The sequence below is a fragment of the Pseudomonas sp. Irchel 3F3 genome, from assembly GCF_900187545.1.
GTDB classification, from domain to species: domain Bacteria; phylum Pseudomonadota; class Gammaproteobacteria; order Pseudomonadales; family Pseudomonadaceae; genus Aquipseudomonas; species Aquipseudomonas fortuita.
In genome coordinates this window covers 530296-543237 of sequence record NZ_FYDS01000004.1, presented here as the reverse complement: position 1 = coordinate 543237, position 12942 = coordinate 530296, and the positions used below count along the sequence as shown (strand labels likewise).

Sequence of the window (12942 nt, the reverse complement as noted above, 5' to 3'; positions counted from 1 at the left end):
TGTGAGGCGTTGAGCTAACCAATACTAATTGCCCGTGAGGCTTGACCATATAACACCCAAGCAATTTGCTGACGCAGATTGCGGTGGTGAAGATGATACGAACCGAAAGTTCGCAACGAACCACAAATATCACATATCCGGATTCGCTGGGCTGTCCATCTGGACATTCTGGCTACAGAATTTCTTGACGACCATAGAGCATTGGAACCACCTGATCCCATCCCGAACTCAGCAGTGAAACGATGCATCGCCGATGGTAGTGTGGGGTTTCCCCATGTGAGAGTAGGTCATCGTCAAGATTCATTTCGCAAAACCCCTATCTGCGCATGCAGGTAGGGGTTTTGTCTTTGTGGGCAAAAAATTCAGCCCTGCCCGAACCCCTGTAGGAGCAGCCTTGTGCTGCGAAGAGGCCGGTAAGGCTAAAGATTATCTTCGGCTGCAATGGCCTCTTCGCAGCACAAGGCTGCTCCTACAGGGGTCTGTGGTAAGTCGCCTCCCACAATTTGAGCCAGAACACTAGAATAGGCCCACGCACCTTTCCAGAAGCGCCATATGCCCAACCCTGACGAACACGAAGCCTTGGCCCAATTGCCGCTGGACGAGCTTGTCGCCTGCCACGAATGCGACCTGCTGCTCCGTAAGCCTGTGCTCAAGCCCGATGAAAAAGCCCAATGCCCACGTTGCGGCTACGAGCTCTATGCCCATCGGCATAATGTAGTCAACCGCAGCCTGGCTCTGGTACTGACCGCGTTGTTACTGTTCGTACCTGCCAATTTTCTACCGATCATGCAGCTGCACCTGCTTGGCCAGACCTCGGACGATACTGTCTGGAGCGGCGTACTCGGCCTGTACAATTCGCAGATGCGTGGTGTAGCGGTGGTCGTGTTCCTCTGCAGCATGGCCATCCCCCTGGCAAAACTGCTCTGCCAGCTGGCGGTATTACTGAGTATTCGCTTGAACATGGGCCGTAACTTCGGCCTGCTGTTCTATCGCATCTATCACCACTTGCGTGACTGGGGCATGCTCGAGGTCTATTTCATGGGGGTGCTGGTGGCCATCGTCAAGCTGGTGGACCTGGCCGAACTGACCGTGGGCCTGGGGTTGTTCTGTTTCATCAGTCTGTTATTGGTCCAGGTGTGGCTTGAAGTGGTGATGTCTGCGCACCAGATCTGGAGTGCGCTATCGGGGGAGGACCTGCATGCGGGCGATTGATGCAGGCATTCTTGTCTGCAATGAATGTCATGAACTGAACAAGCAAGTGCCAGATAGCACTTCGCAGCACTGCACGCGCTGCGGCGCCATTGTGCATGCTCGCCGCCCTAACAGTATCGTGCGCACCTGGGCGCTGCTGGTTGCTGCGTCGATCCTGTACATCCCGGCCAACCTGCTCCCTATCATGACCGTGAGTACACTCGGGCAGGGCAGCCCGGACACGATCATGTCCGGCGTCATCACCCTGCTCAAGCACGGTATGGTGCCCATTGCCGCCGTGGTGTTCATTGCCAGTATCCTGGTGCCCACGTTCAAGCTGGTGGGCATTGGCTTGCTGTTGTACTCCGTTCAGCGTCACCAGCCGCTTTCGGCTCGGCAACGGATAATGATGTATCGCTTCATTGAATTCATTGGGCGCTGGTCCATGCTCGATATCTTCGTCATCGCCATTCTGGTGGCAGTGGTGAATTTCGGCCGAATCGCCAGTGTCGAAGCCAACCTGGGCGCTGTCGCCTTCGCAACTGTGGTGATCCTGACAATGCTTGCCGCTTTAACTTTCGATCCCCGACTGATTTGGGATAACACGGAGTCGGATGACGACCATGAGTGACCTGCCAACGGCTAAAACCCGCCCAGCCTCAAACTGGTCGGCCATCTGGATCCTGCCCTTGATCGCCCTGATGATCGGGGGCTGGCTCGCATGGCAGGCCTACAGCGCGGCCGGCGTGGAAATTGAAGTCCGCTTCGAGTCGGGTGAAGGTATCGTCGCCAACAAGACCGAAGTCATCTACAAGGGCATGCCGGTAGGCAAAGTGAAGAGCCTGGTACTCGATGCCGAGGGCGACAACCAGGGGGTGATCGCCACCATCGAGATGAACAAGGCCGCCGAGCCTCACCTGACCAAGGGCACACGCTTCTGGCTGGTGAAACCGAGTGTGAGTCTGGCGGGTATCACCGGCCTTGAAACCCTGGTGTCGGGTAACTACATCGCCGTCAGCCCGGGCGAGGGGGAGCGTACCAAGCGCTTTACCGCGTTGAAGGTGGCGCCGCCGCTCTCGGATTCGGAGCCAGGCCTGCATTTGACCCTCAAAGCCGAAAGGCTCGGCTCGCTCAACCGTGACAGCCCGATATTCTACAAGCAGATCCAGGTGGGTCGGGTGAAGAGCTATCGCCTGTCCGAGGACCAGAGCACCGTCGAGGTCAAGGTGTTCATCGAGCCTGCCTACGCCAGCTTGGTGCGCAAGCACACGCGTTTCTGGAACGCCAGCGGCGTCAGTATTGATGCGTCGCTGTCGGGTGTGAAGGTGCGCAGCGAGTCGCTGTCGAGCATCGTGGCCGGTGGTATCGCATTTGCTACGCCGGAGTACCGCAAGGACAGCCCGCCCACCGATCCGAGCCTGCCGTTCCGCCTGTACGAAGACTTCGATGCAGCCCAGGCAGGTATCCGGGTCAAGGTGAAGCTGAGCGATTACGAGGGCCTGCAGGCAGGCCGCACGCCGGTCATGTACAAGGGCATCCAGGTGGGCTCGCTGAAAGCCCTGAAAATGGAAGACAACCTGTCCAGCGCATCGGCCGAGCTGACGCTGGACCCGCTGACCGAAGACTACCTGGTCGAGGGCACACAGTTCTGGGTGGTCAAACCGTCCATTTCCCTTGCAGGTATCACTGGCCTGGAAGCGCTGGTCAAAGGCAACTACATCGCCATACGCCCGGGGGAGAAGGGTGAGCGGCCCGAGCGTGAGTTCGAGGCCCGCGCCAAGGCGCCGCCGCTCGACCTCAAGGCGCCGGGGCTGCACATGGTGTTGTTTGCCGATACCTTGGGGTCGCTGGAGATCGGCAGCCCGGTGATGTACCGCCAGGTCAAGGTGGGTAGCGTGCAGAGCTATCAGTTTGCGCGTAACAGCAACCGCATCCTGATCGGTGTGCATATTGAAAAGGAATACGAAAAACTGGTTAACGGTTCGTCGCGCTTCTGGAACGTCAGTGGCATCACCCTGACGGGCGGCCTCTCGGGCATCAAGATCAAGAGTGAGTCGCTGCAAACGCTGATGGCCGGCGGTATTGCGTTCGACACGCCGCGCCCGGATGTGGCGCTGAAACGCCGCATTCCACGCTTCCGCCTGCATGACAGCCAGGAGGCGGTAAACCGCGCGGGTACTTTGATCACCGTCCGTGTAGACCGTGCAGATGGCCTGAAGCCGGGTACGCCGATCCGCTTCCGTGGCCTGGATGTGGGCAGTATCGAAAGCGTTGACCTGACCAATGACTTGCAGGCAGTGCTGCTGCGGGCACGTATCACCGAAGCGGCGGACCGTATTGCCCGTGCCGGTACGCAGTTCTGGGTGGTCAAGCCGGCATTGGGCCTGGTGCGCACCGAGAACCTCGACACCCTGATCGGCGGGCAGTACCTGGAGGTACAGCCAGCAACCAAGGACCGTGGCCCTCAGCGCGATTTCATCGCTTTGGCCGATGCCCCGCAAGTGACGGGGCCGGAGGTCGGCTTGCCCTTGACCCTCAGCGCCCCGCGCCGTGGATCGATCAAGCCGGGTGTGCCAGTGACATACCGTGAGGTGGCGGTCGGCAAGGTGACAGGCTTCGAGTTGGGGCAGAGCGCTGACCGCGTGCTGATCCATATCCTCATCGAGCCACGCTATGCGGCACTGGTACGCAGTGGTAGCCGCTTCTGGAACAGCAGTGGCTTCGGTTTCGACTGGGGGCTGTTCAAGGGGGCTACGGTGCGTACCGAGTCGGTGGAAACCCTGATCGATGGCGGTATCGCTTTTGCGACGCCGGATGGCGAGCAGATGGGCAACCCGGCCCGGCCGCAGCAGACCTTTGCCTTGTTCGACAAGGCCGAGGATGAATGGCTGCAGTGGGCGCCGAAGATTCAGATAGCCAAGTAATGTAAAAGCAGGGTCGCCAACTGCGGCCCTGCTTTTTTGTGGGAGCGGCCTTGTGTCGCGAAAGGGGCGCGTAGCGGCCCCTCAGTCTCAGCGCAGAAGCTGAGATTGCCGGGGCTGCTCCGCAGCCCTTTCGCGACGCAAGGCCGCTCCTGCAGAGACCGAGCTCCACATGGAGCCGTGCCCGCAAGCATAAATCGCAGGCAACAAAAAACCGACCCTAGGGTCGGTTTTTCGAATAGCGCGTCGCTTAGGCAGCTGCAGCTTCTTTCAGCGCCTTGATGTGGCCATTCAGACGGCCTTTGTGACGAGCAGCTTTGTTCTTGTGGATGATACCTTTGTCGGCCATACGGTCGATTACAGGTACAGCCAGAACGTAAGCGGCTTGCGCTTTGTCGGCGTCTTTTGCGTCAATGGCTTTAACTACATTCTTGATGTAGGTGCGGACCATGGAACGCAGGCTGGCGTTGTGGCTGCGACGCTTCTCAGCCTGTTTTGCACGTTTCTTGGCGGAAGGTGTGTTGGCCACCGTCGAGCTCCTCGAAAGACTTTAGGTAAATAGCAAACAAAATAGGCCGCGAATCATGCCGATCAGTAGATCGATTGTCAAGGCCACCTGCAAGGTTCCGCCGAGCGGTGCGCCAACAAGAGGGAAAGATTCCTTTCTGCTGCGCGACCTGTACACTCGGGAATTTTTGGCTCCCCTGCGAAGGCGCGGGAGTATCGCACATTCGGACGCTGTCTGGCAGCGTCCTCTGCCCTTGGCGTGAATCTTTTCGATGAACCTGCTCAAATCCCTGGCTGCAGTAAGCTCGATCACCATGGTTTCCCGGGTGCTGGGCTTCGTGCGTGACACCATCCTGGCTCGCATCTTTGGCGCCGGTGTTGCCACTGACGCCTTCTTTATCGCGTTCAAATTGCCCAACCTGCTGCGGCGCATTTTCGCCGAGGGTGCGTTTTCCCAAGCCTTTGTGCCGATCCTGGCCGAGTACAAGACCCAGCAGGGCGAGGAAGCGACGCGTACCTTCATCGCCTACGTCAGCGGCCTGCTGACCCTGGTCCTCGCCCTGGTGACTGCCATCGGCATCCTGGCGGCGCCATGGGTGGTATGGGCAACAGCCCCCGGTTTTGTCGACAACGCGGAAAAGTACGAGCTGACCACCGCCCTGTTGCGGGTGACCTTTCCTTATATATTGCTGATTTCGCTTTCTTCCCTGGCCGGCGCAATCCTCAATACCTGGAACCGTTTTTCGGTACCGGCCTTCACCCCGACCCTGCTGAACGTGGCGATGATCGCCTTTGCCGTGCTGCTGACGCCGTACTTCAACCCGCCAATCATGGCCCTGGCCTGGGGTGTGCTGGCGGGTGGCCTGGCGCAGTTGTTGTACCAGCTGCCGGCATTGAAGAAAATCGGCATGCTCGTGCTGCCGCGTCTGAATCTCAAGGACGCGGGAGTGTGGCGGGTGCTGAAGCAAATGCTGCCGGCGATTCTTGGGGTATCGGTGAGCCAGATCTCGCTGATCATCAACACCATCTTTGCCTCTTTCCTGGTGGCCGGCTCGGTGTCGTGGATGTATTACGCCGACCGCCTCATGGAGCTGCCGTCGGGCGTGCTGGGCGTGGCCCTGGGGACCATCCTGCTGCCGACCCTGGCCAAGACCTACGCCAACAAGGACCGCGAGGAATACTCGCGGATCCTCGACTGGGGCCTGCGCCTGTGCTTCCTGCTGGTGCTGCCGTGCACCCTGGCGTTGGCCATTCTTGCCGAGCCGCTGACCGTTGCGCTCTTTCAATATGGCAAGTTCAGCGCGTTTGATGCGGCCATGACCCAGCGGGCGCTAATGGCCTATTCCGTAGGCTTGCTGGCGATCATTCTGGTCAAGGTACTGGCACCCGGCTTCTATGCGCAGCAGAATATCCGCACACCGGTGAAGATCGCGATTTTCACCCTGTTCTGTACCCAGCTGTTCAACCTCGCCCTGGTCGGCCCGCTTGCGCATGCCGGCCTGGCGCTGGCGATCAGTCTCGGTGCGTGCCTGAATGCCGGCTTGCTGTTCTGGAAGCTGCGCAGTCAGCAGTTGTTCGAGCCTCAGCCAGGCTGGGCAGTGTTTCTGCTCAAGCTTGTTCTGGCAGTGGCGTTGATGTCGGCGGTCCTGTTGGCGGGCATGCACTATATGCCGGCCTGGGAGCAGGGCATCATGCTTGAGCGCTTCATGCGGCTTGGCGCACTGATCCTGGCTGGTGTCGTGACGTATTTCGGCTGCCTGTACCTGTGCGGCTTCCGGCCCCGGCATTTCGCCCGCAAGGCCTTGCACTGAGGCTTCAGGTGGGTCAGGCGTCGGTTTTTCGCATTCCACGCCGCCCTTGGGCGTTGCTGCCTGTCACCGGCGCCCGGGTGTGGTTATAATCGGCCACTTTATGAGCAAGAAGCGCGTTATGCAGCTGGTTCGAGGTCTTCACAACCTGCGCCCCGAGCACCGGGGCTGTGTCGCCACCATTGGCAACTTCGACGGGGTTCACCGCGGCCACCAGGCAATCCTGGCGCGCCTGCGCGAGCGCGGCCAGGCCTTGGGCCTGCCGACCTGCGTGGTGATTTTCGAACCTCAACCACGCGAGTACTTTGCCCCCGATACCGCGCCGGCGCGCCTGGCCCGTCTGCGTGACAAGGTCGAACTGCTGGCCGCCGAGGGCATCGACCGGGTGCTGTGCCTGGCGTTCAACCAGCGCCTGAGCCAGCTCAGCGCCGACGCTTTCGTCAAGGCCATCCTGGTCGACGGCCTGGGCGTGCGCCACCTCGAAGTGGGTGATGACTTCCGCTTTGGCTGCGACCGCGCCGGCGACTTCGCCTTCCTGATCGAAGCCGGCAAGCAGTACGGCTTCACCGTCGAGGCCGCCAATACGGTGATCCAGGACGGTCTGCGCGTCAGCAGCACCGAAGTGCGCAAGGCCTTGTCCGAAGGCAATTTCGAGCTGGCCGAGCACCTGCTGGGCCGCCCGTACAGCATCACCGGCCGCGTGCTGCATGGCCAGAAGCTGGCCCGCCAGCTCGGTACACCTACCGCCAACATCCAGCTCAAGCGCCGCCGCGTGCCGCTGTCCGGGGTCTACCTGGCCAGCATCGAAATCGACGGCAAGGCCTGGCCGGGTGTGGGCAATATTGGCGTGCGTCCCACCGTTGCCGGTGATGGGCGCCCGCACCTGGAAATTCATCTTCTGGATTTTGCCGGCGACCTGTATGGCCGGCGTCTGACGGTGGAGTTCCACCACAAGCTGCGTGAAGAGCAGCGATTCGCCTCCCTGGAGGCGCTGAAGTCGGCGATCGATGCGGATATCGCCGCCGCACGTGCACATTGGCACGCTCAACCGCTAACGAAGAGCCTGAAATGACCGACTACAAAGCCACGCTTAACCTTCCGGACACCGCCTTCCCCATGAAGGCCGGCCTGCCTCAGCGCGAACCGCAGATCCTGCAGCGCTGGGACAGCATTGGCCTGTACCAGAAGCTGCGCGAAATTGGCAAGGATCGTCCCAAGTTCGTCCTGCACGACGGCCCGCCCTATGCCAACGGCAAAATTCACATCGGTCATGCGCTGAACAAAATCCTCAAGGACATGATCGTCCGCTCCAAGACCCTGGCCGGCTACGATGCACCGTATGTCCCGGGCTGGGACTGCCATGGCCTGCCGATCGAACACAAGGTCGAGGTGACCCACGGCAAGCACCTGTCTGCCGATCGCACCCGTGAGCTGTGCCGCGAGTACGCCGCCGAGCAGATCGAAGGGCAGAAGACCGAGTTCATTCGCCTGGGTGTGCTGGGTGACTGGGACAACCCCTACAAGACCATGAACTTCGCCAACGAGGCCGGTGAAATCCGCGCCCTGGCCGAGATGGTCAAGCAGGGCTTCGTGTTCAAGGGCCTCAAGCCTGTGAACTGGTGCTTCGACTGCGGTTCGGCGCTGGCGGAGGCCGAAGTCGAGTACGCCGACAAGAAATCCCAGACCATCGACGTGGCCTTCCCGGTTGCCGACGAGGCCAAGCTGGCTGCCGCCTTTGGGCTGGATGCGCTGACCAAGCCAGCCGCCATCGTGATCTGGACCACCACCCCCTGGACCATCCCGGCCAACCAGGCGCTGAACATCCACCCGGAGTTCAAGTACGCCCTGGTCGACACCGGTGAGCGTCTGCTGGTGCTGGCTGAAGAGCTGGTCGAGTCGTGCCTCAAGCGCTACAACCTGGAAGGCTCGGTCATCGCCACAGCCCAAGGTTCGGCACTGGAGCTGATCCACTTCCGGCACCCGTTCTACGACCGCCTGTCGCCAGTCTACCTGGCCGACTACGTCGAGCTGGGCGCCGGTACCGGCGTTGTGCACTCCTCGCCGGCCTACGGCGAAGACGACTTCGTCACCTGCAAGCGCTACGGCATGGTCAACGATGACATCCTCACTCCGGTGCAGAGCAACGGCGTGTATGTCGAGTCGCTGCCATTCTTCGGCGGCCAGTTCATCTGGAAGGCCAACCCGGCCATCGTCGAGAAGCTGAGCGAAGTCGGTGCGCTGATGCACACCGAAACCATCAGCCACAGCTACATGCACTGCTGGCGCCACAAGACCCCGCTGATCTACCGCGCCACCGCGCAGTGGTTCGTGGGCATGGACAAGCAGCCGAGCACCGGCGAGCCGCTGCGTGAGCGCGCCCTCAAGGCCATCGAAGAGACCAAGTTCGTGCCGGCCTGGGGCCAGGCGCGCCTGCATTCGATGATCGCCAACCGTCCGGACTGGTGCATCTCGCGTCAACGTAACTGGGGTGTGCCGATCCCGTTCTTCCTGCACAAGCAGACCGGCGAGCTGCACCCACGTACCGTCGAGCTGATGGAAGCGGTGGCCAAGCGCGTCGAGCAAGAAGGTATCGAGGCCTGGTTCAAGCTGGATGCCGTCGAACTGCTGGGTGAAGAAGCGGCTCAGTATGACAAGATCACCGATACCCTGGACGTGTGGTTCGACTCCGGCACCACCCACTGGCACGTGCTGCGTGGCTCGCACGACATCGGCCACGCCACCGGCCCCGTTGCCGACCTGTACCTGGAAGGCTCCGACCAGCACCGTGGCTGGTTCCACTCGTCGCTGCTCACCGGTTGCGCCATCGACAACCACGCGCCGTATCGCGAGTTGCTGACCCACGGTTTCACTGTGGACGAAAACGGCCGCAAGATGTCCAAGTCGCTGGGCAACACCATCGAGCCGGAGAAGGTCAACAACACCCTGGGTGCCGACATCCTGCGCCTGTGGGTTTCGGCCACCGACTATTCCGGTGAAATGGCGGTTTCCGAGCAGATCCTGCAGCGCAGCGCCGACGCCTACCGCCGTATCCGCAATACCGCACGCTTCCTGCTGTCCAACCTGTCCGGTTTCGACCCGGCCCGCGACCTGCTGGCCCCTGAAGACATGCTGGCACTGGACCGCTGGGCCGTGGACCGCACCCTGCTGCTGCAGCGCGAGCTGGAAGAGCACTACAGCGAGTACCGTTTCTGGAACGTCTACTCCAAGGTGCACAACTTCTGCGTACAGGAGCTGGGCGGCTTCTACCTCGACATCATCAAGGACCGCCAGTACACCACCGGCGCCAACAGTGTTGCCCGCCGTTCCTGCCAGACTGCGCTGTACCACATCAGCGAAGCGCTGGTGCGCTGGATTGCGCCAATCCTGGCGTTTACCGCCGACGAAATCTGGCAATACCTGCCGGGCGAGCGCAACGAGTCGGTGATGCTCAACGGCTGGTACCAGGGCCTGAGCGAGCTGCCGGAAGGCACCGAGCTGGACCGCGCCTACTGGGACCGCGTGATGGCGGTGAAGGCATCGGTCAACAAGGAGCTGGAAAACCAGCGCACCGCCAAGGTCATTGGCGGCAACCTGCAGGCCGAAGTCACCCTGTACGCCGACGAAGGCCTGAGCGCCGACCTGGGCAAGCTGGGCGACGAGCTGCGCTTCGTGCTGATCACCTCGGCCGCCAGCGTGGTGCCGTTCGTGCAGGCACCGGCAGACGCCGTGGCCACCGAAGTCGAAGGCCTCAAGCTGAAAGTGGTCAAGTCCGGCCACGCCAAGTGCGGCCGTTGCTGGCACTTCCGCGCCGACGTCGGCAGCCACCCGGAGCACCCGGAAATCTGCAGCCGTTGCGTCGACAACCTGACCGGCTCGGGCGAGGTGCGTCACTATGCCTAACCCGGCAGTGGGGCGCTTCGGGCGCCTTGCATGGCTTTGGCTGAGCTTGCTGGTGCTGGTCCTCGACCAGGCCACCAAGCTGTATTTCAACAACGCCCTGACCATGTACCAGCAAATTGTGGTGATTCCTGACTACTTCAGCTGGACCCTGGCCTATAACACCGGCGCCGCTTTCAGCTTCCTTGCTGATGGCGCTGGCTGGCAGCGCTGGTTGTTCGCCCTGATCGCGGTGGTGGTCAGTGCCGTACTGGTGGTGTGGCTCAAGCGCCTGGGGCGCAACGAGACCTGGCTGGCCGTGGCGCTGGCGCTGGTGCTGGGTGGTGCCATTGGCAACCTGTACGATCGCATCGTGCTGGGCCATGTGGTCGACTTCATCCTGGTGCACTGGCAGAACCGCCATTACTTCCCGGCCTTCAACGTGGCCGACAGCGCCATCACCGTTGGTGCGGTGATGCTGGCGCTGGATATGTTCAAGAGCAAGAAGTCCGAGGATCCGGTCCATGACTGACACCCGTATCGGCCAGAACACCGAAGTCACCCTGCACTTCGCGCTGCACCTGGAAAACGGCGACACCGTCGACAGCACGTTCGACAAAGCCCCGGCCACCTTCAAGGTGGGCGATGGCAACTTGCTGCCGGGCTTCGAGAGCGCGCTGTTTGGCTTCAAGGCCGGTGACAAGCGTACTCTGGTAGTGGCCCCGGAGAACGCCTTCGGCCAGCCCAACCCGCAAAACGTGCAAGTCATGCCGCGGTCCAACTTCGAGGGCATGGAGCTGTCCGAAGGGCTGCTGATCATCTTCAACGATGCCGCCAACGCCGAGCTGCCGGGCGTGGTCAAAGCGTTCGATGACGACCAGGTGACCATCGACTTCAATCACCCACTGGCTGGCAAGACCCTGACCTTCGAGGTGGAGATCCTCGAGGTGAAGGCCCTGTAAGCCTGGAGCCGAGCATGCAAATCAAACTCGCCAACCCTCGCGGCTTCTGCGCGGGGGTCGACCGGGCGATCGAGATCGTCAACCGTGCGCTGGAAGTCTTCGGCCCGCCGATCTACGTGCGTCACGAAGTGGTGCACAACAAGTTCGTGGTGGAAGACCTGCGCAATCGCGGTGCCATCTTCGTCGAAGAGCTGGACCAGGTGCCGGACGATGTCATCGTCATCTTCAGCGCCCATGGTGTGTCCCAGGCCGTGCGCCAGGAAGCCGCTGGCCGTGGCCTGAAAGTGTTCGATGCCACCTGCCCGCTGGTCACCAAGGTGCACATCGAGGTGGCGAAGTACAGCCGTGACGGCCGAGAGTGCATTCTCATCGGCCATGAAGGGCACCCGGAAGTCGAAGGCACCATGGGCCAGTACGACGCCAGCAATGGTGGCGCCATCTACCTTGTCGAGGACGAGGAAGATGTTGCCAGATTGCAGGTGCGCGACCCTGATCACCTGGCCTTCGTAACCCAGACCACGTTGTCGATGGACGACACCAGCCGCGTCATCGACGCCCTGCGTGCGCGCTTCCCGAACATCGGTGGCCCGCGCAAGGACGATATCTGCTACGCCACCCAGAACCGCCAGGACGCCGTCAAGCAGTTGGCCGGTGAGTGCGACGTGGTGCTGGTGGTCGGCAGCCCGAACAGCTCCAACTCCAACCGCCTGCGTGAGCTGGCCGAGCGCATGGGCACCCCGGCTTACCTGATCGACGGTGCCGAGGACCTGCAGCAGGGCTGGTTTGAACAGGCAGCACGCATTGGCATCACCGCTGGCGCTTCGGCCCCCGAAGTGCTGGTGCGTGGCGTGATCGAGCAGCTCAAGGCCTGGGGCGCTACCGGCGCTGAAGAGCTGGACGGGCGTGAAGAGAACATCACCTTCTCGATGCCAAAAGAGCTGCGGGTTCGCTCGCTGATCTGACTGAAGCCTGTACTGGCCTCATCGCTGGCAAGCCAGCTCCCACAGGTACTGCACAAGCCTTGAAGGCAGTGGTATCCAGTGGGAGCTGGCTTGCCGGCGATAGGGCCGGCAAGCTCGGCTCAAGGCTATGTGCTTGCACAGCGAGTATTGTTTCGGTCCTCTGCAAGCAATCTGACTCTGCCGCTCGATGCCAGCACCACTTGGTATCGGCTGCTGGCAGATGAGCGTTCACACACTTCCAGCGTTGTTCCCAACCAGCTGTTGTTCAGCGTCATTGGAACCCCCAACGCACTGAACTTGAACCGCTCCCCGCGATTGCTCGTAATCTTGAGCGGCCTCGAAAGGCGCTGCTCGCGCAACAGCTGCTGGTTATGCTCCAGCATTACCTGCCAACCGTTCCCCCAATTACCGTCCAGCGCCTGCACCAGCACCGGCTGGCTTTGCAGCATGGCGTGGCTGCGTGCGCTGCGCAGTGCCTGTGCCAAATCACGGGCAGCGGCTGCCCGGTGTAGGTCGTCGCTCATCCTGGCGTAGGCCGGCATACCGAGCTGTGTCAGCAAAACGGTCACTGCCAAGGCCGACAACATTTGTATCAGTGTTACGCCTCGTTGCTTCACCGTGCATTCCTCCGTGAAAGTGCTTGGCTATAGCTTCACGTTGGCTGGCCAAGCGGTCTAGTCGGCCAGGTTCAGGGCTGGTGCAGGAAAATTCGCAG

General features: G+C 61.3%; 11 protein-coding genes and 1 rRNA gene. 10 read left to right on the top strand and 2 right to left on the bottom strand.

The window, feature by feature from the left end; all coding sequences use genetic code 11:
- Positions 1 to 183 precede the first annotated feature (183 nt).
- From rrf to CKW35_RS11275, 4 genes are all read left to right on the top strand, one after another.
- Positions 184 to 299 (top strand): 5S ribosomal RNA (gene rrf, locus CKW35_RS11290).
- 253 nt (positions 300 to 552) lie between these two features.
- Positions 553 to 1212 carry a paraquat-inducible protein A gene (locus tag CKW35_RS11285; RefSeq protein ID WP_023048220.1) on the top strand — a complete coding sequence of 220 codons (660 nt, stop codon included), beginning with the start codon at positions 553 to 555 and terminating at the stop codon, positions 1210 to 1212.
- On the top strand, positions 1199 to 1822 hold the full coding sequence (locus CKW35_RS11280) for a paraquat-inducible protein A (protein WP_016484774.1): 624 nt from the start codon (positions 1199 to 1201) through the stop codon (positions 1820 to 1822). Before CKW35_RS11285 ends, CKW35_RS11280 begins: the two co-directional genes overlap by 14 nt.
- Complete coding sequence (locus tag CKW35_RS11275; RefSeq protein ID WP_024718079.1) at positions 1815 to 4115, top strand: PqiB family protein; 2301 nt, start codon at positions 1815 to 1817, stop codon at positions 4113 to 4115. Before CKW35_RS11280 ends, CKW35_RS11275 begins: the two co-directional genes overlap by 8 nt.
- A gap of 247 nt (positions 4116 to 4362) precedes the next feature.
- Here CKW35_RS11275 and rpsT read toward each other — a convergent pair whose 3' ends face one another.
- Positions 4363 to 4641 (bottom strand): 30S ribosomal protein S20, encoded by a 279-nt coding sequence (gene rpsT / locus CKW35_RS11270; protein WP_016484776.1) that lies wholly within the window; start codon positions 4639 to 4641, stop codon positions 4363 to 4365.
- Between the two features lie 250 nt (positions 4642 to 4891).
- Here rpsT and murJ point away from each other — a divergent pair, with 250 nt between their 5' ends.
- From murJ to ispH, 6 genes are all read left to right on the top strand, one after another.
- Positions 4892 to 6430, top strand: coding sequence for a murein biosynthesis integral membrane protein MurJ (gene murJ, locus CKW35_RS11265; RefSeq protein WP_016484777.1), 1539 nt, complete (start codon positions 4892 to 4894; stop codon positions 6428 to 6430).
- Positions 6431 to 6548: 118 nt separating this feature from the next.
- The gene (gene ribF / locus CKW35_RS11260) at positions 6549 to 7499 is read left to right on the top strand and encodes a bifunctional riboflavin kinase/FAD synthetase (RefSeq protein ID WP_024718081.1); all 951 of its coding nucleotides are present in this window, start codon (positions 6549 to 6551) and stop codon (positions 7497 to 7499) included.
- On the top strand, positions 7496 to 10327 hold the full coding sequence (ileS, locus tag CKW35_RS11255; RefSeq protein ID WP_095115942.1) for an isoleucine--tRNA ligase: 2832 nt from the start codon (positions 7496 to 7498) through the stop codon (positions 10325 to 10327). Before ribF ends, ileS begins: the two co-directional genes overlap by 4 nt.
- A complete protein-coding gene (lspA, locus tag CKW35_RS11250; protein ID WP_016484780.1) occupies positions 10320 to 10835 on the top strand; it encodes a signal peptidase II in 516 nt (171 codons plus the stop codon). Before ileS ends, lspA begins: the two co-directional genes overlap by 8 nt.
- A complete protein-coding gene (gene fkpB / locus CKW35_RS11245) occupies positions 10828 to 11265 on the top strand; it encodes an FKBP-type peptidyl-prolyl cis-trans isomerase (RefSeq protein ID WP_016484781.1) in 438 nt (145 codons plus the stop codon). Before lspA ends, fkpB begins: the two co-directional genes overlap by 8 nt.
- Before the next feature lie 14 nt (positions 11266 to 11279).
- Positions 11280 to 12227: a 4-hydroxy-3-methylbut-2-enyl diphosphate reductase gene (gene ispH / locus CKW35_RS11240; protein WP_016484782.1), complete on the top strand. Its 948-nt coding sequence runs from the start codon at positions 11280 to 11282 to the stop codon at positions 12225 to 12227.
- Between the two features lie 125 nt (positions 12228 to 12352).
- Here the strand turns inward: ispH and CKW35_RS11235 are convergent, their stop codons facing one another.
- On the bottom strand, positions 12353 to 12844 hold the full coding sequence (locus tag CKW35_RS11235; protein ID WP_016484783.1) for a GspH/FimT family pseudopilin: 492 nt from the start codon (positions 12842 to 12844) through the stop codon (positions 12353 to 12355).
- Positions 12845 to 12942 lie beyond the last annotated feature (98 nt).